Source organism: Paenarthrobacter sp. NyZ202, from assembly GCF_049860755.1.
GTDB lineage: Bacteria > Actinomycetota > Actinomycetes > Actinomycetales > Micrococcaceae > Arthrobacter.
The window spans coordinates 3,153,833-3,176,177 of the sequence record NZ_CP187556.1 but is presented as its reverse complement, the minus strand read 5'-3'; the positions used below and the strand labels follow the sequence as shown (position 1 = coordinate 3,176,177).

At 65.3% G+C, this 22,345-nt stretch carries 20 protein-coding genes; 18 read left to right on the top strand and 2 right to left on the bottom strand.

From position 1 onward, the window contains the following. Positions 1-21 precede the first annotated feature (21 nt). From ACPFL9_RS14715 to tsaD, 6 genes are read left to right on the top strand one after another with little or no spacing between them, the layout of a single operon-like run. Positions 22-1,116, top strand: a complete 1,095-nt coding sequence (locus ACPFL9_RS14715; protein WP_426003579.1) for a carbohydrate kinase family protein — start codon at positions 22-24, stop codon at positions 1,114-1,116. 58 nt (positions 1,117-1,174) lie between these two features. Beyond that, a complete protein-coding gene (gene alr / locus ACPFL9_RS14710; RefSeq protein WP_426003577.1) occupies positions 1,175-2,416 on the top strand; it encodes an alanine racemase in 1,242 nt (413 codons plus the stop codon). Next, positions 2,413-2,991, top strand: coding sequence for a tRNA (adenosine(37)-N6)-threonylcarbamoyltransferase complex ATPase subunit type 1 TsaE (gene tsaE / locus ACPFL9_RS14705; RefSeq protein ID WP_426003576.1), 579 nt, complete (start codon positions 2,413-2,415; stop codon positions 2,989-2,991). Before alr ends, tsaE begins: the two co-directional genes overlap by 4 nt. Continuing rightward, entirely contained in the window at positions 2,991-3,662 is a 672-nt protein-coding gene (tsaB, locus tag ACPFL9_RS14700) for a tRNA (adenosine(37)-N6)-threonylcarbamoyltransferase complex dimerization subunit type 1 TsaB (RefSeq protein ID WP_426003575.1), read from the top strand. Before tsaE ends, tsaB begins: the two co-directional genes overlap by 1 nt. 10 nt (positions 3,663-3,672) lie before the next feature. Further along, on the top strand, positions 3,673-4,176 hold the full coding sequence (gene rimI / locus ACPFL9_RS14695) for a ribosomal protein S18-alanine N-acetyltransferase (protein ID WP_426003574.1): 504 nt from the start codon (positions 3,673-3,675) through the stop codon (positions 4,174-4,176). Continuing rightward, positions 4,173-5,291 carry a tRNA (adenosine(37)-N6)-threonylcarbamoyltransferase complex transferase subunit TsaD gene (gene tsaD / locus ACPFL9_RS14690; protein WP_426003572.1) on the top strand — a complete coding sequence of 373 codons (1,119 nt, stop codon included), beginning with the start codon at positions 4,173-4,175 and terminating at the stop codon, positions 5,289-5,291. Before rimI ends, tsaD begins: the two co-directional genes overlap by 4 nt. A 39-nt stretch (positions 5,292-5,330) precedes the next feature. Here the strand turns inward: tsaD and ACPFL9_RS14685 are convergent, their stop codons facing one another. Then, positions 5,331-6,482 carry a glutamate--cysteine ligase gene (locus ACPFL9_RS14685; protein WP_426003570.1) on the bottom strand — a complete coding sequence of 384 codons (1,152 nt, stop codon included), beginning with the start codon at positions 6,480-6,482 and terminating at the stop codon, positions 5,331-5,333. A 175-nt stretch (positions 6,483-6,657) separates the two neighbouring features. Between ACPFL9_RS14685 and ACPFL9_RS14680 the strand changes: the two genes are divergently transcribed. Genes ACPFL9_RS14680 through ACPFL9_RS14670 form a run of 3 tightly spaced genes read left to right on the top strand, consistent with a single transcriptional unit; the run spans position 6,658 to position 8,824 of the window. Further along, the gene (locus tag ACPFL9_RS14680; RefSeq protein ID WP_426003568.1) at positions 6,658-7,821 is read left to right on the top strand and encodes a GTP-binding protein; all 1,164 of its coding nucleotides are present in this window, start codon (positions 6,658-6,660) and stop codon (positions 7,819-7,821) included. A 25-nt stretch (positions 7,822-7,846) separates the two neighbouring features. Beyond that, a complete protein-coding gene (gene ykgO, locus ACPFL9_RS14675) occupies positions 7,847-7,969 on the top strand; it encodes a type B 50S ribosomal protein L36 (protein ID WP_011693081.1) in 123 nt (40 codons plus the stop codon). A 42-nt stretch (positions 7,970-8,011) separates the two neighbouring features. Continuing rightward, positions 8,012-8,824: a shikimate 5-dehydrogenase gene (locus tag ACPFL9_RS14670; RefSeq protein ID WP_426003567.1), complete on the top strand. Its 813-nt coding sequence runs from the start codon at positions 8,012-8,014 to the stop codon at positions 8,822-8,824. Here the strand turns inward: ACPFL9_RS14670 and ACPFL9_RS14665 are convergent. Beyond that, a complete protein-coding gene (locus tag ACPFL9_RS14665) occupies positions 8,821-10,068 on the bottom strand; it encodes a THUMP-like domain-containing protein (protein ID WP_426003566.1) in 1,248 nt (415 codons plus the stop codon). The two genes, ACPFL9_RS14670 and ACPFL9_RS14665, sit on opposite strands and share 4 nt — an antisense overlap. Before the next feature lie 68 nt (positions 10,069-10,136). Here ACPFL9_RS14665 and ACPFL9_RS14660 point away from each other — a divergent pair, with 68 nt between their 5' ends. The 9 genes from ACPFL9_RS14660 (at position 10,137) to guaB (ending at position 22,238) form a co-directional block, all read left to right on the top strand. Beyond that, the gene (locus ACPFL9_RS14660; RefSeq protein WP_426003564.1) at positions 10,137-10,559 is read left to right on the top strand and encodes a hypothetical protein; all 423 of its coding nucleotides are present in this window, start codon (positions 10,137-10,139) and stop codon (positions 10,557-10,559) included. 193 nt (positions 10,560-10,752) lie between these two features. Beyond that, positions 10,753-11,049 (top strand): co-chaperone GroES, encoded by a 297-nt coding sequence (gene groES / locus ACPFL9_RS14655; protein WP_018776625.1) that lies wholly within the window; start codon positions 10,753-10,755, stop codon positions 11,047-11,049. A gap of 84 nt (positions 11,050-11,133) precedes the next feature. Then, positions 11,134-12,747, top strand: a complete 1,614-nt coding sequence (groL, locus tag ACPFL9_RS14650) for a chaperonin GroEL (RefSeq protein WP_426003562.1) — start codon at positions 11,134-11,136, stop codon at positions 12,745-12,747. A gap of 168 nt (positions 12,748-12,915) precedes the next feature. After that, entirely contained in the window at positions 12,916-14,553 is a 1,638-nt protein-coding gene (locus ACPFL9_RS14645) for a LuxR C-terminal-related transcriptional regulator (protein ID WP_426003560.1), read from the top strand. Positions 14,554-14,655: 102 nt separating this feature from the next. Beyond that, positions 14,656-15,045: a hypothetical protein gene (locus tag ACPFL9_RS14640; RefSeq protein WP_426003559.1), complete on the top strand. Its 390-nt coding sequence runs from the start codon at positions 14,656-14,658 to the stop codon at positions 15,043-15,045. Next, positions 14,964-16,097, top strand: coding sequence for a flavin-containing monooxygenase (locus tag ACPFL9_RS14635; RefSeq protein WP_426003558.1), 1,134 nt, complete (start codon positions 14,964-14,966; stop codon positions 16,095-16,097). Before ACPFL9_RS14640 ends, ACPFL9_RS14635 begins: the two co-directional genes overlap by 82 nt. Before the next feature lie 316 nt (positions 16,098-16,413). Next, on the top strand, positions 16,414-18,474 hold the full coding sequence (locus ACPFL9_RS14630; protein WP_426007587.1) for an acyltransferase family protein: 2,061 nt from the start codon (positions 16,414-16,416) through the stop codon (positions 18,472-18,474). Continuing rightward, the gene (locus tag ACPFL9_RS14625; RefSeq protein ID WP_426003557.1) at positions 18,471-20,504 is read left to right on the top strand and encodes an acyltransferase family protein; all 2,034 of its coding nucleotides are present in this window, start codon (positions 18,471-18,473) and stop codon (positions 20,502-20,504) included. Before ACPFL9_RS14630 ends, ACPFL9_RS14625 begins: the two co-directional genes overlap by 4 nt. 222 nt (positions 20,505-20,726) lie before the next feature. After that, positions 20,727-22,238 carry an IMP dehydrogenase gene (gene guaB / locus ACPFL9_RS14620; RefSeq protein ID WP_426003556.1) on the top strand — a complete coding sequence of 504 codons (1,512 nt, stop codon included), beginning with the start codon at positions 20,727-20,729 and terminating at the stop codon, positions 22,236-22,238. Positions 22,239-22,345: the final 107 nt, after the last annotated feature.

Sequence of the window (22,345 nt, the reverse complement as noted above, 5' to 3'; positions counted from 1 at the left end):
CTGCGGCGTAGTCTGCCGTGCATGGACGCCATGCCCCAGCGACGCTTCGACCCCCTTGCCTCCGTCCGGTCCGACGGCAGCAACCAGTGCGACCTCCTGCTCACCGGAACCGTCTTCCAGGACATCATCTTCACGGGACTGCCCCATTCGCCCGAACCCGGAACCGAAGTCTGGAGCGAAGGCATGGGAAGTTGCCCCGGGGGCGTGGCCAACCAGGCGATCGCCGCAGCCAGGTTGGGGCTCCGGACCAACCTGGCCGCCACTTTCGGCGACGACGGCTACGGCGACTACAACTGGCAGATCCTCGAAACCCAGGAGCACGTTGACCTGTCCTTGTCCCGCAGGGTTCCGGGATGGCATTCGCCGGTGACCGTTTCCCTGTGCGTGAACCAGGACCGCTCCATGATCACCCACGGGCATCCGGCACCGGTCAACACCTCGGAGTTGATCGGGAAGCCGCCCAGGGCGCTCGCCGCCGTCGCGGACCTGGGGGAGGAACTGGAGCCATGGGCTCTTGCGGCAAAAGAGTCCGGGACCAAGCTGTTCGGCGTGGTGGGCTGGGATCCCAGCGGTGAATGGTCCCAAAAACGGCTTGAGCAGCTGGAACATTTCCACGCCTTCATCCCCAACGCCCCTGAAGCCATGGCATTCACTGGGAAATCCGATCCGTGGGCTGCGTTGTATTCGTTGGCGGACCGGGTACCGGTAGCCGTGGTGACGTTGGGAGCCCAGGGGGCCATGGCCGTGGATTCGGACACGGGCGAGGAAGAATGGGTTCCTTCCCTGCCGGTGTCTGCCTCTGATCCCACCGGCGCAGGCGACTGCTTTGACGCAGCCTTCATCGTCGGAAGCCTGGCGGGGTGGAAGCTGGGGGACCGCCTCAGGTTCGCGAACCTGTGTGCCTCGCTGGCCGTTCAGCAGGTGGGTGGATCGCTGGCGGCACCCGGATGGGGCGACATCGCGGATTGGTGGCAGCGCGCCAACGCCAGGAAGGAACGCCAGTCCAGCCAATGGCTGCGCCGCTTCGCCTTCCTGGAGCCGATCGTGAAGGATATTCCGGCCGAAGCCCAACGGCGTGCCCGCGCCACCATTGCCCACCTGTCAGACGCGCACTGACCTGCGCAGTGCCCCCTCCAGTTAACCGGCCCTCACCGGCGCTACTAGAATCTCTTAGGTGACTTACGAAGCAGCGGCAGACATTGGGATCGGTTCCAGGCCCTCCATAGCAAAATCGGCAGTACTGGAACGATCTGCCGTGATCGACCTCGAAGCTATCCGGCACAACGTCCGGCAGTTCGTCGCCATCGCCTCTCCGGCCGCCGTCATGGCCGTGGTCAAAGCCGATGCCTACGGCCACGGTGCCGTGCAGGTAGCCCGTGCCGCCCTGGAGGCCGGAGCCCGCTGGCTTGGCGTGGCGCACATTTCTGAGGCCCTGGCCCTCCGCGCTGCCGGTATCGATGCCCCGTTGCTCGCCTGGCTGCACACCCGCGAAAGCAACTTCCAGGCGGCAGTGGCCGCCGGCGTCGACGTCGGAATTTCCGGGTGGGAGCTGGATGCTGTTGTGGCTGCGGCCCGCGAGCAGGAACGCCCCGCCCGGGTCCACCTCAAGGTGGACACCGGCCTGGGCCGCAATGGCTGCACCATGGCCGACTGGGACCAACTAGTGGGACAGGCCATGGAATACCAGGATGAGGGCCTGCTGCGCGTAGTGGGGATCTTCTCGCACCTGGCAGTGGCGGACGAGCCGCAACGGCCGGAGACCGACCAGCAGTTGCAGGTGTTCCGTGAAGCACTGGCCATCGCCGAAGACGCCGGCGTGGACACCGAAGTCAGGCACATCGCCAACACGCCCGCAGCACTGTCCAGGCCGGATTCGCATTTCGACCTCATCCGCGTGGGGCTCGGGATCTACGGATTGTCGCCTTTCGCCGGCGCCACCTCCACCGAACTCGGCCTGCACCCCGCCATGACCGTGCGGACCTTGCTGTCCAACTGCAAGAAAGTCCCCGAAGGCCAGGGGGTGTCCTACGGTCTCCACTACCACACCAGCGAAGAGAGCACGCTGGGCCTGGTACCGCTGGGCTACGCTGACGGGGTACCGCGCGTGGCTACCGGCGGACCGGTCCGCGTCAACGGCGTCAACTACCCGGTGGTGGGCCGGATCGCCATGGACCAGATGGTGATCGACCTGGGCCCCCTGACGGCTGAGCAAACAGCTCAACTCAAGGGCAGCGAAGCCGTGATGTTCGGTGATGGCGCCGACGGCGGACCCACCGCAGACGACTGGGCGGCGGCCGCGGGAACCATCAACTACGAGATCGTCACCCGCATCAGCCCCAGGGTACCGCGCAGTTACGTCAATGAAGCTCCCTCCGGCGCCGATGCCCAGGTGGAACCGGAAGCGGCGGCGCTGTGAGCGGGCCCCAGTGGGAGCGCACCCTGAGAGTTACGACGGCGGAGCAGACCCACGCCGTCGCGGCGGCACTGGGCGGTGTCCTTGAGGCGGGCGACCTCTTGGTGCTCAGCGGCGAACTGGGTGCCGGGAAGACGACCTTCACGCAAGGACTCGGCGAGGGACTCGGTGTGCGTGCCGGGATCATCTCGCCCACTTTCGTCCTGGTGCGGATCCACCCGAACCTTCCGGACGGTCCGCGGCCAGGCGGGCCGGACCTGGTCCATGTGGATGCCTACAGGCTGGAATCGTCCGCGGAGATCGACGACATCGACCTGGAAAACACCATGGACACGGCCGTGACCGTGGTGGAGTGGGGCCGTGACCGGGTGGAGCACCTTTCCGCCAGCAGGCTCGACGTGGAACTGCACAGGGCTGTGGGCGGGGGTGCCCCCGGTGCAGGTGCCACCACCGACGCCGTGCTGGACTTCGATACCGAAGACGACGACGAGCCACGCACCATCATTTTCCGCGGCTTTGGTCCCCGCTGGGCCGAGGCCCCGCCCATGCTCGAAACAAGCCAGGAAGGAGACCGCTGATGCTGATCCTCGCCATCGACACCTCCGCCGTGGCCAGCGCTGCCCTGATCTCCGATGCCGCCATGGAATCGGTGGTGGATTCCTTCGCCACGGAGGACACCCGAAGCCATGCCGAGGTCCTGGCGCCGGGCATCGACAAGCTCCTGGCCGGTGCGGGCGTCACCGGTGCGGACATCGATGCGATCGTGACCGGCGTGGGACCGGGACCCTTCACCGGACTTCGGTCCGGGATCGCCACCGCGCGCACCTTGGCGTTTGTCTGGAACAAGCCCTTGTACGGCCTGATGAGTCTGGACGCGATCGCGCTGGAAGTCGCTGAGTCCACGGCCGCTGTCCCGGAATTCCTGGTCGCCACGGATGCACGGCGCAAGGAGGTCTACTGGGCCCGCTACACGCTCCCGGAAGGGCAGCTGCCGCAGCTGGCCGACGGCCCGCATGTGGGCTTCGCGTCCGGCTTGCCGGACCTTCCGGTCTTTGGTGCCGGTGCCGGGCTTTACGCTGACGATCTCAATGCCGTGGAAGATTTTGCGCTGGCGCAGCCGGACGCTGCGTCCCTGGGCCAGTTCGCCCTGGCGAAGCTGGCGGCGGGGGAGCAGCTCCTGGACTCCACGCCTTTGTACCTGAGGGAATCCGATGCCCAGGTTCCCGGGCCCCGCAAGCGGGCGTTGTGAGGTGGCAGGCGTGAAGCTCTCTCCCAGGCTTGAAAGCGCGGGGATCTCCCTGCGGGACATGACCGAGGCCGATATCCCGGCCGTGGAGGCACTGGAGCGCCGGTTGTTTCCGGTTGACGCATGGCCGGTGCAGATGTTTTTCGACGAGTTGTCCCAGCCCGAAACCCGCCGCTACGTGGTGGCGGAGGCAGCCGGCCGGATCGTGGCGTATGCGGGCTTGATGTGCATCGAGCCCATAGCGGATGTCCAGACGATCGCCGTCGATCCTGAATACGAAGGCAAAGGGATCGGCTCCGCGGTCCTGACCGAACTTATCGAGGAAGCCCGGCGCCGCCGCGCGGCAGACGTCCTGCTGGAGGTCCGGGCTGACAATCCGCGGGCCCAGCAGCTGTACCTGCGTTTTGGGTTTGAACAGATCCATGTCAGGCCCCGGTACTACCGCGACGGCACCGACGCCTTGATCATGCGTCTTCCCCTCACCGATCTACACCCCACAGAAGGAACCGAAGCGTGAGCGTTTCCTCCCCGCAGCATCCGTTGGTCCTGGGCATCGAGTCCTCCTGCGACGAGACCGGCGTCGGGATCGTGCGCGGAACCACGTTGCTGACCAACACGGTGTCTTCCTCCATGGATGAGCACGTCCGCTTTGGCGGTGTGATCCCCGAGATCGCCTCCCGGGCCCACCTGGACGCTTTCGTGCCCACGCTGCGGGAGTCGTTGCAGGAGGCCGGCGTAACCCTGGACGAGATCGACGCGATCGCAGTCACCTCCGGGCCGGGTCTGGCGGGAGCGCTCATGGTGGGCGTGTGCGCAGCCAAGGCGCTCGCGGTGGCCACGGGCAAACCGCTGTACGCCATCAACCATCTGGTGGCCCACGTGGGTGTGGGGCTGCTGGACAAGGCGCCCGACGCCGGTGCTGCCGCCGGCCTGGGTGCCGGCGACCTGCCGGAGAACCTTGGAGCACTCCTGGTGTCCGGGGGCCATACGGAGATCCTGCGCATCCGGAGCATCACTGACGATGTTGAGTTGCTGGGTTCGACCATTGATGACGCCGCAGGCGAAGCGTACGACAAGGTCGCCCGCATCCTAGGACTCGGTTACCCGGGCGGTCCCGCGATCGACAAAATGGCCCGGCAGGGAAACCCGAAGTCCATCCGCTTCCCGCGTGGATTGACGCAGCCCAAGTACATGGGAACGGCCGGGGAGCATGGCCCGCACCGGTATGACTGGTCCTTCAGCGGCTTGAAGACCGCTGTGGCACGGTGCGTGGAGCAGTTTGAAGCCCGGGGCGAAGAGATCCCCGTGGCTGACATCGCAGCGGCTTTCCAGGAAGCCGTGGTGGACGTCATCAGCTACAAGGCCGTGCTCGCGTGCAAGGAGAACGGGATCACCGATGTCCTGCTCGGGGGCGGCGTTGCGGCCAACTCGAGGCTCCGGGAGCTGACTGGCCAGCGCTGCGCTTCTGCGGGCATCAAACTGCACGTGCCGCCGCTGGGCTTGTGCACGGACAACGGTGCCATGGTCGCGGCACTGGGCGCCCAGCTGATCATGGCAGGGATCGGACCCAGCGGCCTTTCCTTCGCCCCGGATTCATCGCTGCCCGTCACCACGGTGTCAGTACCTGCCTGATCCGGACGTGGGCGTGCTGCCCATGTCCGGTTGGCCGGATCAGGCGTCGGGACCTTTGCGCATCTGCTGGACCAGGTCCATCACCACTGCCTGGAGATCGCCGTTGTGTTCGGCGGCTACGCGGCGCTGGCGCTGGTAGCTGGCGCCCCGCTCGATGATCCTGGTGACGTCGGCCAGTTCCTCGGAGCACCCGAGCTTTGCTGCCACGGGTTCCAGCCTCTTGATGGTTTCGGCCAGGTGGTCGGTGACCAGCTGTTCGTTCCCGGCGGCGTCGAGGATGATGATGGCTTCCATCCCGTAGCGGGCGGCGCGCCACTTGTTTTCCTGGACGTGCCATGGCGGCATGGTGGGGATGGTTCCGCCGGCGTCCAGGATGGAGGAGAACTCGTCCACCAGGCACTGGGTGAGCGCCGCGATGGCGCCGACTTCCTCCAGCGTGGCCAGGCCGTCACAGATCCGCATTTCAATGGTTCCCAGTGCCGCGACCGGGCGGATGTCCCAGCGGATCTCTGAAATGGCATCGATCACGCCGGTGGTGAACATGTCCTGGACGTAGGACTCGTAGGCTTCCCACGTATCGAACTGGAAGGGCAGGCCCGCCGTGGGGAGCTGCTGGAACATCAGTGCGCGCTGGGATGCGTAGCCGGTCTCTTCCCCCGCCCAGAAGGGGCTGGAAGCGGACAGGGCCTGGAAATGCGGGAAGTAGTTCACCAGGCCGTCCAGGATGGGAAGGACTTTGTCCCGGCGGTCAATGCCCACGTGGACGTGGACGCCGTAGATCACCATCTGCCGGCCCCACCACTGGGTGCGCTCGATCAGCTTGGCGTAGCGTTCCTTGTCGGTGACCGGCTGGAGCAGGGGAGGGCTGAACGGGTGGCTGCCTGCGCAGAAGACCTCCACGCCCAAAGAGTCGGTGACCGAGCGGACGGCGGAGAGTGACCGGTTGAGGTCCTCCTTGGCCTCCTTGACCGTGGTGCAGACGCCGGTGACGAGTTCCACCGTGTTCAGCAGAAGTTCGCGCTTGATGTGCGGGTGTTCGTCGTCCTCGTTGAGGCCTGGGTGGTTGGCGGCGACGCCCTTGAGGACCTCGTTGGCTACAGAGACCAGTTCCCCCGTTTGTGCATTGACCAGCGCCAATTCCCATTCCACACCCAGTGTCGACTGCCTGGATGGCGCAAACTCAATCTGCACGTAGTCCCCTCGTTGTGTCTTCAGACCGGTGGAGTCCCGGCCCGGCGTTGCCCCGCTGCGGGGCCGCCAGCGGTCGGCACAAGTCTAGTGCAGCGGAGCGGCCTGGCATGCGGCGGCGCCGGACATTAAGTCCGGTTGAATTGATAATGCGAATGATTCGCAATAGACTGTCTGCATGCACCTCACCATCGTCAGCTCCCTCGACAGCCAATGCCGTGAAGCCGCCGCTGCGCGGCTGGGAAACACGCATGCGAACTCCGCCGTCGTCCTCCATGACCTCCTCGATGGTTCCCTGGTCCTGCGCCGCGTCTACAGGGACGGCAAGCTCTTCGAGCGTGAAACCACGGTGCTGGAACACGGCTGCCTCAGCTGTACTGTGCGCCTGGACGTGGTTCCTACGGCAGAACGCCTGGCCTCCTGCGGCTTCGACCACGTAGTCCTGGGCCTCCCGCCCGGAGTGGCTTCCGGGATGGCTGTGACCGAGTTGCGGCAAGGACTCAGCAGGCCTGCTGTGATCGACAATGCCGTCCTGTCCCTCGATCCCGCGGACCTGGACGACCACATCTGGGACCGCCACACCCTGTTCGAGTCAGGCTTTACGTCCATGCAGCAGGACGACCGGACCAGCGGCGAGTTCCTGATCGGTGAGTTCGGGCAAGTGGATACCGTCATGATGCATGCAGGCCTCGGTGCCGAGCTGACAGGACATGCCGGCAGCGGATCCGATGCCTGGCGCAGCGGCATGGAACTGCTGGGACAACTGGCACCGCACGCCGCCGCCGTGGGAACCGGCGACGACTTCCTGCCAGGATGCTTCGATGACGCAGAGGCCCAGGCAAGAACCAGGCCCGGAACCGTGCGCCTGCCGTTGACCGATGCCGTGGGTTCCTACCGCACCGTGCTGCACAAAGCCCCCAGGCCGCTGCACCCCGGTCGCTTCCGTGACGCCCTGCCCAAGCTGGCGGCGGGAAGCCACTGGATGCGGGGACGACTGTGGATCGCCTCGGCAGCCACTACGCGCATCGCCGTCCAAGGCATCGGCCCCCGTGTTTGGCTGGAGAGCACCGGCACCTGGCTGGCCGACGCCCAGGCCACAAGCTCAAAGGCGGGTCGCACCGCACTGGTGCCGCCCGGCGTCGAACCCGTCCTGGACTGGCATCCCGAGTACGGCGACCGTGGCACCGTACTGGCGGTGACCGGACGCTCGGAGGATGTCGATCCCGCGGAAATCGGGCGCCTGCTGGAAGGCTGCCAGCTCAGCGACGCCGAGATGGCACGCGACGGCGCGGTCTGGGAGGACCCGCTGGACCTCAGCGACGCCCTCCAAAGCCCCCACTGATGGAACCAAAGAAAAGGAGCACCACATGAAGGTCCGGAACTCGCTGCGAGCCCTGAAGAAGATCCCCGGCGCCCAGATTGTCCGCCGCCGCGGCCGCACGTTCGTCATCAACAAGAAGAACCCCCGGATGAAGGCCCGCCAGGGCTGACCGTTGCGGGCCGGGCACTGCCGGACGCTGTTTAATGGGTTCATGCCCATCCTGAACAAAGACATGTCCCTGTGCATATCGCTGGCGGCCCGGCCCAGCAACATCGGAACCCGGTTCCACAACTACCTCTACGATTTGCTGGGCCTGAACTTTGTTTACAAGGCATTCGCCCCCGCAGACATCACCATGGCAGTGGCCGGCATCCGTGGCCTGCCTATCCGCGGCGCAGCTGTTTCCATGCCGTACAAGGAAGCCGTGATCCCGCTGGTGGACGTCATGGACCCCTCGGCGCTGGCCATCGACTCCGTCAACACCATCGTCAACGACCACGGCGTGCTGACCGCCTACAACACGGACTACATCGCCATTGCCCGGCTCCTGGCGGACCACCAGGTCCCCTCAACGCACTCGGTGCTCCTCCGTGGAGCCGGCGGCATGGCCAAGGCCGTCGCCGCGGCGCTCCGGGATGCCGGTTTCACCACGGTGACCATCGTGGCCCGCAACGAAGCCAAGGGCAGGGCGCTCGCGGATCTCTACGGTTTCGGCTGGCAGGACGATGTCAACGGTTCCACGGCGGACCTCATCATCAATGTGACACCCCTGGGAATGGCCGGCGCCGACGAGACCGCCCAGTCCTTCAACGACGCGACCATCGCCGCGGCCCAGGTGGTGTTCGACGTCGTGGCCCTGCCCGCTGAGACTCCGCTGATTTCGGCTGCGCGGTCGGCAGGCAAGCCGGTCATCACTGGCGCGGAAGTGATCGCCATCCAGGCAGAGGAACAGTTCGTCCTGTACACAGGCGTCCGTCCCACGGCGGAACAGGTACGCGAGGCATCGGAGTTTTCCCGGCGCTAGCCTGCCTGCTGTGCGTGCGTTGCCGGTTCCACCACGATTGCCACTCTGTCCTCGCCGATCCGGGTGAGGACCAGGGTGGCTGTTTTGCCGGCCTTGGACTTTGCGGCGGGCTTGCCGGGCAGCAACTGCTTCCTCAGTTCCTCCGGGGTGACTGCTGTTCCCCGCTTCTTGATGTCCAGCACGGTGATGCCATTCGCTTTTACCCAGGCCTTCAGCGCCTTGACGTTGTACGGCATGGTCTCGATGACTTTGTAGGCGCGGGCGAACGGTGAGTCGTGCAGCTCCGGGGCGAAGATGTAGGCGATGTGTTCATCCGCCAGGTGCCCGCCCAGCCGTTCGGCGACGTCGGCCACCAGTCCTGCGCGGATCACCGCACCGTCCGGTTCGTACAGGTAACCTTCAACAGGCCCGACGGCGGCTGCCGGACCGCCGTCGAAATCCTCGCCGCTGGTGATCTCCGCGGCGCCCTGCGGCCCGATGACGAGGGCGGCCCGGCGTACTCCGGGGCGGGCGACGGCGTTGAACCACAGGGTCACCTCCGTGACGTCACCGCTTACCGAAACCCACTGGGCCTCGCAGCCCTCAGGGACCGAATCATGCGGCATGCCCGGGCCCATCTTGACTCCCACGGATCGTCCGGTGGAGGCAAGGTGTTCCACGAACGACAGTGGGGGAGAGAAGGCCTCAGGGTCCCAGATCCTGGTGGTGCCGGACGTGGAGGTGGTGCGCCGGGCGGGATCCAGCCAGATACCGTCCACGCCATCCAGCTCAACGGAGGCAGCGTCGGCGTGCACCACCACTGCGTGGGGGAACGGCATGAGGTTGATGGTGGCACAGGCGGCCGTGGTTTCATCCATCTCCACGGCGGTAACTGAGATATCCATCGACGCCAGGGCCAGGGAATCGGCTCCGAGCCCGCAGCCCAGGTCGGCAACATGGGTGACACCGGCCTTGGCGAAGCGCTCGGCGTGGCGCGCGGCGACATTGAGGCGCGTAGCCTGTTCCAGGCCCGCCTGGGTGAAGAGCATCCGGTGGGCGAACTCGCCGAACTTCGCCTCGGCCTTGGTACGCAGGCGGGACTGGGTCAGGACGGCCGCCACGAGTTCGGGGGAGTGCCCGGCCTTGCGCAGATCCGCGTTCAGGGCCAGGGCGTCGGCTTCCCGGTACGGCCCGAGCGACGCGAGGAGCTCCCATCCTTCGGTAGTCAGCAAAGGTGCAAGGTGTTCCTGGGGAGCGTTGGGCATGGCATCCAGCCTAACGTTTTCCCCTCCCGGACCGGGACGATGGTGATCAGCCCGATAGGGTTGATTTCATGGAAGACACCGCAGCTCCGCAGCCCTCCGACACCAACAACACCGGCGGAAACCAATCCGTCCGGCCCGGAGCCGATGGACATTCCGCCGGCCGGTCCCTTTCCACTTATGCCCGTCCTGCCCTGATCGCCGGCGTGGTGATCGCGGTGATCTGCATCGGCCTGCTCATCGTCATTTTTGCCTTGGATTCCTTCAATGCCGCCGCCTACTCGGTGACGGGCAAGAGCGTCAACGATGCCACCGACGAGGCCCGTGACATCCGGGAGTTGTATACGGGTGCCCGCACGGGCGGGACCATCGGCCTGGTGGTTTCCGGCGTCGTGGCAGTTGCGTCGGGGATTGCGCTGTACCTCAACCGCGGGGCTGCGGCGGCGGACGGCGATGACGAGGATTACGATCTGGACGATCTCCGGGACCAGTAGCGGGTTCACCCATGACGAAATGCTGGCACTCGCCTTGACCGAGTGCTAACGGCTTACATAGAGTCTGTGTTAGCACTCTCCCCGTGAGGCTGCTAACCACGCCAGGTAAGCTGCCGGCACCGCGACGACGGTTGCACGCCTCGGCACCCTTGTTCTTAGTCCATGAATCAGCTCATGAAAAGGAGAGATCCGAGTGTCGGTCTCGATTAAGCCTCTTGAGGATCGTATTGTTGTTCGCCCGCTCGAAGCAGAGCAGACCACGGCTTCCGGCCTGGTCATTCCGGACTCCGCACAGGAGAAGCCGCAGGAAGGCGAAGTTGTTGCAATCGGCCCCGGCCGCTTCGATGACAACGGCAACCGCGTTCCGGTTGACGTAGCTGTTGGCGACGTCGTCATCTACTCCAAGTACGGCGGAACCGAAGTCAAGACCGGTGGCAGCGAGTACCTCGTTCTGTCCGCCCGCGACGTCCTCGCGATCGTCGTTAAGTAACTTCCTGGATTCCCGCACCGCAGGCACTTTGGAAACACTCCGAGCCGCCGCGGTGCGGGTTTTCCGTCTTGAAAGGACACAACCATGGCAAAGCAGCTTGCATTCAACGATGCTGCCCGCCGGTCTCTTGAGGCCGGTATCGACAAGCTCGCCAACACTGTCAAGGTGACGCTGGGCCCGCGCGGCCGCAACGTCGTACTGGACAAGAAGTGGGGCGCGCCCACGATCACCAATGACGGCGTGACCATCGCCCGTGAGGTGGAGCTTGACGACCCGTACGAGAACCTTGGCGCACAGCTGGCCAAGGAAGTAGCCACCAAGACCAACGATGTCGCCGGTGACGGCACCACCACGGCCACCGTCCTGGCCCAGGCCCTGGTCAAGGAAGGCCTCCGCAACGTCGCAGCCGGCGCAGCTCCGGGCGAGATCAAGCGCGGCATCGAGGTTTCCGTGGAAGCCATCGCCGCCCGCCTCCTGGAGAACGCCCGCGAAGTAGAAGGCACCCAGGTCGCCAACGTTGCCGCCATCTCCGCGCAGAGCGATGAGGTTGGAGAGCTCCTTGCAGAAGCTTTCGGCAAGGTGGGCAAGGATGGCGTCATCACCATCGAAGAGTCCTCCACCACCCAGACCGAACTGGTCCTCACCGAGGGCATGCAGTTCGACAAGGGCTACCTGTCGCCGTACTTCGTCACGGACGCAGAGCGCCAGGAAGCCGTCCTCGAAGACGCGCTGATCCTGATCAACCAGGGCAAGATCTCCTCCCTGCAGGAATTCCTGCCGCTGCTGGAGAAGGCCCTCCAGGCTTCCAAGCCGCTCTTCATCATCGCCGAGGACATTGAAGGCGAAGCCCTGTCCACGCTGATCGTCAACCGTATCCGCGGAACGCTCAACGTTGTGGCCGTCAAGGCACCGGGCTTCGGTGACCGCCGCAAGGCCATGCTCCAGGACATCGCCACCCTCACCGGTGCGCAGGTTGTCTCCCCGGACCTGGGCCTCAGCCTGGACACCGTTGGCCTTGAGGTGCTGGGTACTGCCCGCCGCATCACGGTTACCAAGGACAACACCACCATCGTTGACGGCGCCGGCACGGAGCAGGACGTGGCCGACCGCGTTGCACAGCTCCGCGCAGAGCTCGCCCGCACCGACTCCGACTGGGACCGCGAGAAGCTGCAGGAACGCCTGGCCAAGCTGGCCGGCGGCATCGGCGTGATCAAGGTTGGCGCAGCCACCGAGGTTGAGCTCAAGGAAAAGAAGCACCGCATCGAGGACGCTGTGTCCTCCACGCGTGCTGCCCTCGAAGAAGGCATCGTCTCCGGTGGCGGCTCCGCCCTCGTCCACGCCCTGAAGGCACTGGATGAGTCCCCGGAGGTCAAGGCACTGGAAGGTGACGCAGCTGCCGCTGTCGGCATCGTGCGCCGCGCTCTGGTCCAGCCCCTTCGCTGGATCGCCCAGAACGCCGGCTTCGACGGTTTCGTGGTTGTTTCCCGCGTGTCCGACCTTGAGGCCAACCACGGCTTCAACGCCAAGTCCGGCGAGTACGAGGACCTGATCGCCGCAGGCGTGATCGACCCCGTCAAGGTCACCCGCTCCGCACTCCGCAACGCCGCTTCCATTGCAGCCCTGGTCCTCACCACCGAGACCCTGGTTGCCGAGAAGCCGGCCGAGGAAGAAGACGCACACGCAGGTCACCAGCACTAAGCTGACTGCATCAAAGAGCCCCGGTCACGTGCGCGTGGCCGGGGCTTCTTGCTGCCTTCACCCGGGTGCGCTGCCGCTATTGTGAGCGTCCGACGGCGGCGGTACCCTGACGCTTATACGGCGGCTTGGGCGGGCCAACCCCGGCTGCTTGAGGCCGCGGGGTGAGTCATGTCAGTACCGGCCACAGCCTTGGACCAGGGCCGCTCAGCGTATTCGGAACACCGCTGGAGCGAGGCCTTGGAGTGCCTCGCCCGGGCGGACGCAGAGGGCGGCCTTCCTGCCGAGGACCTCGAAACGTTGGCATCGGTGGCCATGCTGCTGGGCAAGGACTCCCAGGGGGAGGAATACCTGACCCGGGCACATGATGACTTCCTGGCCATGGGGGATGTACCGGGGGCCGCGAGATGCGCCGCCTGGATGGTCCTCTACCTGATGGACATCGGCGAGAGTTCCCACGGTTCAGCGTGGATGTCCAGGGCCACGCAACTGGTCGAGTCAATGAACGGTGCCGGCCCGGCGGAGGGTTACCTCCTGATTCCGTCGGCGCTCGGGGCGCTCTACCACGGGAGCCCGGCGAAGAGCGAGGAACTCTTTACCCGCGCCTTGGGTATTGGACGGCGTTTCCAGGACCGGGACCTCATGGCCTTGGGGCAGCTTGGCCTGGGCACGGCCCGGTTGACGCTGGGTTTTCCCGACGAGGGGCTGCAGCTCCTGGATGGGGTGATGTTGTCTGTCACCGCGGGCGGGATATCCCCGATTCCCACCGGGATCATTTACTGTGCAGTGATCGGCAGTTGCCGGCTTGCCTACGATGTGCGCCGGGCCCGGGAATGGACCACGTCGCTGGAGCGCTGGTGCGGGGACCGCCCGGATATGGTGATGTTCAGTGGCCAATGCCAGAACCACCGGGCTGAGCTGTTCATCCTCCACGGTGCATGGGACGACGCCCTTGATGCCGCCCGCATCGCGCAGGACCGCTCGCGCCGGGGAGATCCTGAAGCCCTCTACGGGGCGTGGTACCAGCAAGGCGAGGTGCTTCGGCTCAGGGGAGATTGGGAAGCAGCCGAAGCAGCGTACGCAAAAGCCGGGGAAACAGGGTTTGAACCGCTGCCGGGCTTGGCGCTGATGCGGGTTGCCCAGGGCAGGATTTCCCAGGCGCAGGCCATGATGCGCCGCGCGGTTGCCGCAGCCGATCCAGCCAACAGGTACCGCCTGCTGCCGGCGCTGGTGGAAGTGGAACTCGCTGCGAAGGACGCCGGAGCGGCAAGGGAAGCCGCCGATGAGTTCTCAACCCGGGCGGGGGAGTCCGTCAGGCCGTTGGAGCACGCCTTGGCAGCGCAGGCGGAGGCCGGGGTGTTCCTGGCCGAAAGCCGCCCGCTCGAGACGTTGGCGGCGGCACGGAAAGCCTGGCGGATCTGGTACGGCCTGGAGGCGCCCTTCGATGCCGCCCGTTGCCGCGTCTTGGTAGGACGCGCCTGCGCCGGGCTTGGCGACCAGGATTCAGCGGCGATGGAGTTCGAGGCAGCCAAGGCCGAATTCTCCGGGCTGGGCGCTCATCCTTCCCTCCGCGACGTCCTGGAGGTCAGCGCATCTCCGGCTGGCTCCGGCACCTCGCCGCTGAGCGCCAGGGAGTTGGAAGTCCTGCGGCTCGTTGCCGGGGGCAATCCCAACAAGGCCATCGCCCGTTCGCTCTACCTGAGCGAAAAGACCGTGGCTCATCACGTCAGCAACATCCTGACCAAGTTGTCCGTGCCGTCCCGTGCGGCGGCCACCAGTTACGCCTACGAGCACCGGTTGCTGGACTGACGCCCCAATACCGGGCTATGGGCATAAGTACCCATGCCCTGACGGGAAGGATGGGTCATGCTCCCGAGGCGGTGTCCCGGGCTGGAACCATAGCGTGGCTGTATGAACATTCCACTGCTGGCCGGGACCGTCTCCACGGTGCTCTTCGCAGCCAGCATGCTCCCCATGCTGGCCAAGGCCGTCCGCACCAAGGACCTGGCCTCCTACAGCCTGGGCAATATTGCCCTGACCAACGTCGCGAACGCCGTTCACTCTCTGTACGTCTTCGATCTGCCGGCTGGACCGGTATGGCTGTTGCACTCCTTCTATGTGGTTGCTTCGGCGCTGATGCTGGCCTGGTGCTTGCGGTACCGGAAATCAACACGTGAAGCGAAAGGGACCAGACGATGGAACCGGAAAATAGCAAAACTGTGGAAACGATCATCGTGGGAGGCGGGCAGTCAGGGCTTGCGCTGGGCTACTGGCTGGCGCGGTCAGGCCACGACTTCCTGATCCTTGACGAGCACGCCAGGAGCGGTGACGCCTGGCGGCAGAGGTGGGATTCCTTGCGCCTCTTTACCCCGGCCAAGTATGACGGCCTGCCCGGGGCACCCTTCCCCGGGGACCGGGTGGCCTTCCCTTCCAAGGACGAGCTGGCGGACTACCTCGAAAAGTACGCCCGGACCTTCAATCTTCCCGTTGAGCACCGCACCCGGGTAGAGGGGATTGAAAAGATGGAAAACCCTGCGGGGACCGGGCCGCACGGGTCCCGTTTCACGGTGCGCTCGGGTAGCCGTACGTGGCATGCCCGGAACGTGGTGATTGCCACCGGCGGGTACGGGATCCCCCGGCGTCCGGAGTTCGCGGACGCCCTCCACAAGGGAATCCGCCACTTCCATTCGGTCGATTACAGGAACCCGGGACAACTCCAGCCGGGTGGGGTGCTGGTGGTGGGGCTCGGAAATTCCGGGGCGGAAATTGCCCTGGAGGCAAGCCGTACGCACCCCACGTCGGCGGCAGGGAAGCCCGGCGGTGAGATTCCGGTGCGTCACGGACGGTTCGCTGCCCGCACCGTGCTGCCTGTCATACGGTTCCTGGGGATGTACGTCCTGACCGTGGATAATCCCGTTGGCAGGAAGGCCGCTGCAGCCTTCCACTCCATGGCCACGCCCTTGATCCGGACCCGAACCAAGGAACTTCGTGCAGCCGGCGTCAACGTCTTGCCCCGTGTAGCGGGGACACACCATGGGCGGCCGGTGCTGGCGGACGGGCGCGTCCTGGACATCGCCAACGTCATCTGGTGCACCGGCTACCGGGAGGACTACTCATGGGTCAAGCTGCCCCGGGGCGTGCAGCTTGAAGGCCTGATCGGTCCACGGGGAGTGGTTGACCCGGTCCCGGGTCTTTACGTCCTCGGCCGGGAGTTCCAGTTTGCTGCTGCATCAGCCACGCTGCCCGGCATCGGGCGGGACGCACGGTACACGGCGGAGCATCTCTTGAGGGCCCAACACGATTACTCCCGCAGTGTGATGCCTCACACCGAGTCCATGGGGGCGGCCGGCTGAACGGGCCACTCCCGGAGCGGGCCCAGGTACTCCAGGCAGCCCATCGGAGCACCGACGGCGGTTGCGCGCTTAATCGCCCTGTGGCCTGCAGGGACGTAACGTGGCGACGCACATCTGAACAGGGGAGGGGACGTCCCGCGACAGGCGCCCGGCCACAGCCCGCACACAGGTCCGCGCAGGGAAATTCACAACCCGGTATGGGCTGATTGAACCCTGGACAGCGGCGAAAACGGTACTTTTGACTGGGTCGCATGCTCGAAACCGCATATGATGGATGCTTTGTAATGAGCCTTATGAGGAACCGCCTAACGTGACTATGCCAACGATCCCCACGCCCGCCCGGCCAACCAGGCGGGCTTCAGGACCCGTTGCCAAGTCAAAGTTCCGCCCCGAAATCCAGGGTTTGCGGTCGCTTGCCGTGCTCATGGTGGTCACTTACCACGTCTGGATCGGGCGGGTGTCCGGGGGCGTGGACGTTTTCCTCCTGATCTCCGCATTCCTCATGACCCTGCAGTTCACCGGACGCTATAAGCAACGGCGCTCCATGGACCTGCTGCGGCACTGGCTGCATCTGTTCAGGCGCTTGCTGCCAGGGGTAGTGGTGGTCCTTCTTGGGACCATGGCGGCAACTTTTGCCTTCCTTCCTCCCACCCGGTGGGTGGAAGTGGTCCACCAGGCCTGGGCGTCCCTGTTCTACTTTGAAAACTGGCTCCTCCAGACGCTGGCGGTCAATTACTACGCCACGGACCACAGCCTCGCCAGCCCCCTCCAGCACTTCTGGTCGTTGTCCATCCAAGGCCAGGTGTTCATCCTTTGGCCTGTGATCTTTGCCGTCATGGCAGTGGTCTGCCGGAAATTCGATCTACGGTACCGGGCTTCCCTCGCCTACGTCTTCGCCCTGATTTTTGTGGCGTCGCTGGCGTATTCCGTCATTTTCACGGCAACCAACCAGGCTGTGGCGTACTTCGATACATTCGCCCGGCTCTGGGAATTCGCGTTGGGCTCCTTGGTGGCCCTGATTCTCCCTGCGCTGAACTTCTCAAGGCCCGTTCGCGTGGTGATGGGCTGGGTGGGCGTCGTGGCCATGCTGAGCTGCGGCATCCTCCTCCAGGTCCAGACCGCCTTTCCGGGATTCGTTGCACTGTGGCCGACCCTGGCGGCCGTTGCCGTCATCGCCGCCGGGCAGACCGGCAGCCGCTTCGGCGTGGACCGCATCCTGAGCTCCCGGTTCCTGGTCCGCCTGGGCGACAACTCCTACGCGCTCTATCTCTGGCACTGGCCGATCCTGGTCATTGCCCTGGCTTGGAGCGGCAAGGACCACGCCGGTTGGTTGTCCGGAACAGTGATCATTGCACTGTCCCTGGTTCTGGCCTTCCTGACCACCAAGTATGTGGAGAAGCCGTTCCGCGAGTGGGCGTGGCCTGAAGTGAAGCGCCGCCGTGCCGCCGTCGCCATTGCCGTATGCCTGGCCGTGGCGTGCACACCCCTCCTTGGCTTCCAGTACAAGCAGTATCTGGACCAGAAAGCGGCCGCCACCCAGGCTTTCAACGACAACCCCGGCGCCCACGCCCTCCTGCCCGGGTACGTGGATCTTGTCAGCGCTGACGCCAAGACCCTGCCCACGGCCGAACAGCTCCCCGAAGACTGGGCCCGGCTTTCGGGCCCGTGCGAGGCAGACGCCAGGCCCGACGAGAAGATCCTGCAGGAGAATTGCCAGCAGAACAGCGTTCCGGACGAAGAATCGGTCAAGGACATCGTGGTGCTGGGCGACTCCCACTCACAGCAGTGGCTCGCCGCGCTGGGACCCCTCGCCGAGGCCCAGCGCTGGAAAGTGACCGCCCTCCTTTTGGGCGGATGCCATTTCATGCCGGACAACGCCGACGCCGACGAGGGCTGCAACGATTTCAATGCGGAGGCCGCCAAGTACGTTTCCGCCCAAAGCCCGGATGCCGTGTTCATGGTCGGCACCCAGGCATCGCCGTCGTCGCCCGATGAACAGCTGGTCTACGGCTTCGAACAAACCGTGACCAACTTCAATGACCTCGGCATCCAGGTGGTGGCCATCCGGGACAATCCGCGGTATGACTACAACGTCACCGAATGCGCCTTGGCCAAGGGCGTGGACAGCGCCGACTGCAAGTCGGACCAGCAGGATGTGCTGGCAGCAGAAAGCCCGTTCGCAGCGGTGCAGGGCATGTTCGGGAACGCAGCATTCCTGGACATGACGGACCTGCTCTGCAACGGCGTCCAGTGCCCCAGCGTCGTGGGCAACATGTTCGTCTACCTGGACGACAACCACCTGTCCCGGACTTACGTCACCAGCATGGGGGACATGTTTGCCGAGAGGTGGTTTGCCGCGACGGGGTGGGCCCGATGAAGCCCGCACGCAGTTTCCGTCCCGAGGTGCAGGGCCTGCGGGCCCTGGCAGTGCTCATGGTGGCGGCCTACCACATCTGGCTCGGCCGGGTTTCCGGGGGAGTGGATGTCTTCCTGCTGATCTCGGCCTTCCTGCTGACGCTCTCCTTCACGCGGAAGCTCGAAGACGGCAAACCGCTCAAACTGTTGCGGCACTGGCTGCACGTTTTCAAGCGGCTGCTGCCCGCCGTCGTCGTGGTCCTCCTGGCGGTCCTGACCGCCACGTGGGCCTTCATCCCGCAGAGCCGGTGGCCCGACGTTCTGGCCGAGGCGTGGGCGTCGCTGTTCTACCGGCAGAACTGGCAGTTGGCGGAGTCGGCCGTGGATTACTACGCGCAGGACCATTCGGGGGCCAGCCCCTTGCAGCACTTCTGGTCGCTGTCCGTCCAAGGGCAGGTGTTCATCCTGTGGCCGTTGGTGTTCGCCGCGGTGGCAGCGCTCCAGCCGTTGCTGCGGCGGTGGTTCCCCCGCAGCCGGGCTGTCAGCCACCGTGCAATGCTCACAGCGGTTTTCGCGCTGGTTTTTGTGGTCTCCCTGGCCTATTCGATTGAACAAACGGCCAGCAACCAGGAGTTCGCCTACTTCGACACCCGCACGCGGCTGTGGGAGTTTGCGCTCGGTTCCCTCCTGGCGCTGGTGCTGCCCTACCTCAGGCCGGGCCGTATCCTCCGCGTCGTCCTCGGCTGGACAGGCATTGCCGCCATGCTCGCCTGCGGACTGCTGCTCACCGTGGACCGCTCGTTCCCTGGCTTCGTGGCGCTGTGGCCAACCCTTGCCGCCGCGGCTGTGATCGTCGCCGGACAGAGCGGCAGCAGGTTCGGCGTCGACCGCCTGTTGGGCTCCAGGCCGCTGGTTGCCGTGGGAAACAACTCCTACGCGCTCTACCTGTGGCACTGGCCTGTCCTGGTGTTCTTCCTCCTGGTGACGGAGACCAGTGCTCCGAACCTCCTCCAGGGCCTCGGCATCATGGCGGTGTCCCTGGCGCTGGCCGTCGCCACTACCCGCTTCGTCGAACAGCCGCTGCGCCGCTGGGAGTGGCCGGACGTCCGGTCCTGGCGTGCCGCCGTCGTGATTGCTTCCTGCGGCGCGCTGCTGGCTCTGCCGGTCACCGCCTGGCAGGGCGCCATTGCGGCCGAAGGTGCGGCGATTGCCGAACAGCCGCGGGAGCTGACCCCGGGTGCTGCAGCGTTGGCACCGGAATACGCGGGCCAGCCCACCCCGGAAGCCATGATCATTCCCGCGCCCGCTGCGATGAACGATGAGTGGGCTGACATCGACGGCCTGTGTACCGGCGACAACGTACCGACCGATCCTTTGCTGCAGGGCTGCCTGCAGAACGAGGAGCCTGAGACGGTCACCAAGGAGATCGTGGTCCTGGGGGATTCGCACGCCCAGCAGTACATGGCGGCCCTGGGGCCGATTGCCAAGGCACACGGCTGGGAAGTGGTGACCCTGCTCAAGGGCAGCTGCCGCTTTGGTGCGGAGTCTGCCGAACGCAATGACGAATGCAACGAATTCAACAAGGCAAGTGCCGCGTACGTCATGGAGCATAAACCCGATGCCGTCTTTACGGTCGCGTCCCTGACGCATGTTTCGGCGCCCTTTGAGACCGAGGTTCCCGGCTACCTGGAAGGCATCAAACCCTTCACGGACGCCGGAATCGACGTGGTAGGCATCCGGGACAACCCCCGCTTCACCATCAACATGCCTGAATGCGTCCAGAAGAAGGGCGCCGAATCGCCCGACTGCAACGCCCCGCTGGAAGAATCCCTCGCGGCTTCATCACCGCTTGACGATTACGTGGGCAAGGTTGACCGCCTGCACCTGATGGACATGAGCGACTTTATCTGCGGGCAGGGAACCTGCCCCGCAGTAGTGGGCAACGTCTATGTCTACAAGGACGACAACCACCTCACCAAGACGTACGTGCAGAGCATGATTCCCATGTTTGAGGAGCGGCTGCTGGCAGCCACCGGCTGGGCCGGCCGCTAGGAGGCGGCACCTTCCGGACGGGCGGCCCGGGTACGTGAGGTACGACGGCGGCCTGCCGCCAGTGCTGTTGCTCACACTCAGGGGGCGCGGAATATGGCGACGGGCGTGAAGGTTCTAGTATTTATCCAACACCTGCACAGGCCAGTCCCGTAATGACGGGCTGGTCATCAGTTGCAACCCCTACCAGCTACAGCCCGCAAAACCCAGGTAAGAGGCGCACTCATGACCCAGCCCGAACACGATCCCTTTGGCTTCGTAGGCCTGACCTACGACGACGTCCTGCTGCTTCCCGGCCACACGGACGTTATTCCGTCGGAAGCCGACACTTCTTCCCGCATCTCCAAGCGCATCACGGTCCAGACCCCGCTGCTGTCCGCGGCCATGGATACCGTCACCGAGTCCCGCATGGCCATCGCCATGGCACGACAGGGTGGCTTGGGCGTGGTGCACCGCAACCTTTCCATTGACGACCAGGCCGAGCACGTGGACCGCGTCAAGCGCAGCGAATCGGGCATGATCACCAACCCGCTGACGATCAACCCGGAAGCCACGCTGCAGGAACTCGACGAGCTGTGTTCCCGCTACCGCGTATCCGGGCTTCCTGTGGTGGATCCCGATGGCCGCCTGCTGGGTATCGTCACCAACCGCGACACCCGCTTCATTCCGGAGTCGGAGTTCCCAACCCGCCGGGTCAGCGATGCCATGACCAAAATGCCGCTGGTTACCGGCCACGTGGGCATCAGCCGCGAAGAAGCCTCGCACAAGCTGGCCACCAACAAGATCGAGAAGCTCCCGCTGGTGGATGACCAGGGCCGCCTCAAGGGCCTGATCACCACCAAGGACTTCACCAAGGCTGAGCAGTACCCGCTGGCCACCAAGGACGAGGAAGGCCGCCTGCGCGTCGGTGCTGCCATCGGCTTCTTCGGTGACGGCTGGGAACGCGCCATGAAGCTGATCGACGCCGGCGTGGATGCCCTGTTCGTCGACACCGCCAACGGCCACTCGCAGGGTGTGCTGGACATGATCTCCCGCCTTAAGTCCGATCCCGTGGCTGCCCACGTGGACATCATCGGCGGCCAGGCCGCCACCCGCGAGGGTGCACAGGCGTTGATCGACGCCGGCGCCGACGGCATCAAGGTGGGCGTCGGACCTGGTTCCATCTGCACCACCCGCGTGGTGGCCGGTGTGGGCGTTCCGCAGATCACGGCCATCTACGAATCCGCCAAGGCTGCCATTCCGGCCGGCGTCCCGCTGATCGCCGACGGCGGCCTGCAGTACTCGGGCGACATCGGCAAGGCGCTGGTGGCAGGCGCGGATACCGTGATGCTTGGCTCCCTGCTGGCAGGTTGCGAAGAATCCCCGGGCGACCTGATCTTCGTCAACGGCAAACAGTTCAAGAGCTACCGCGGCATGGGATCCCTGGGCGCCATGCAGTCCCGTGGCAAGAACACGTCCTATTCCAAGGACCGTTACTTCCAGGCCGACGTGTCCGGTGATGACAAGCTCATCCCCGAGGGCATCGAAGGCCGGGTGGCCTACCGCGGCCCGCTGGCCTCCGTGGCCTACCAGCTGGTGGGCGGCCTCCGCCAGACCATGTTCTACACGGGCGCACCCACCATCGGTGAGCTCAAGGCACGCGGCAAGTTCGTCCGCATCACCCCGGCCGGGCTCAAGGAATCGCATCCGCACGACATCCAGATGACGGTCGAAGCGCCCAACTACAACTCGCGCTGACGTTTTCCGGCAGACGGTCCGTGGCATGTCCACGGGCCGTCTGCTTTTTTCTGCGCCCCGCACTCCTCAACCTGCGCAGGCCATAATGTCGGTGCCGGGGAATAGGC

Coding starts and splice junctions, on each gene's coding strand:
- ACPFL9_RS14630 (WP_426007587.1), top strand. CDS start 16,414: ATGCCAACGATCCCCACGCCCGCCCGGCCAACCAGGCGGGCTTCAGGA.
- guaB (WP_426003556.1), top strand. CDS start 20,727: ATGACCCAGCCCGAACACGATCCCTTTGGCTTCGTAGGCCTGACCTAC.
- groL (WP_426003562.1), top strand. CDS start 11,134: ATGGCAAAGCAGCTTGCATTCAACGATGCTGCCCGCCGGTCTCTTGAG.
- ACPFL9_RS14660 (WP_426003564.1), top strand. CDS start 10,137: ATGGAAGACACCGCAGCTCCGCAGCCCTCCGACACCAACAACACCGGC.
- ACPFL9_RS14645 (WP_426003560.1), top strand. CDS start 12,916: ATGTCAGTACCGGCCACAGCCTTGGACCAGGGCCGCTCAGCGTATTCG.
- ACPFL9_RS14625 (WP_426003557.1), top strand. CDS start 18,471: ATGAAGCCCGCACGCAGTTTCCGTCCCGAGGTGCAGGGCCTGCGGGCC.
- ACPFL9_RS14640 (WP_426003559.1), top strand. CDS start 14,656: ATGAACATTCCACTGCTGGCCGGGACCGTCTCCACGGTGCTCTTCGCA.
- ACPFL9_RS14680 (WP_426003568.1), top strand. CDS start 6,658: ATGCACCTCACCATCGTCAGCTCCCTCGACAGCCAATGCCGTGAAGCC.
- ACPFL9_RS14670 (WP_426003567.1), top strand. CDS start 8,012: ATGCCCATCCTGAACAAAGACATGTCCCTGTGCATATCGCTGGCGGCC.
- ykgO (WP_011693081.1), top strand. CDS start 7,847: ATGAAGGTCCGGAACTCGCTGCGAGCCCTGAAGAAGATCCCCGGCGCC.
- ACPFL9_RS14715 (WP_426003579.1), top strand. CDS start 22: ATGGACGCCATGCCCCAGCGACGCTTCGACCCCCTTGCCTCCGTCCGG.
- ACPFL9_RS14665 (WP_426003566.1), bottom strand. CDS start 10,068: ATGCCCAACGCTCCCCAGGAACACCTTGCACCTTTGCTGACTACCGAA.
- tsaB (WP_426003575.1), top strand. CDS start 2,991: ATGCTGATCCTCGCCATCGACACCTCCGCCGTGGCCAGCGCTGCCCTG.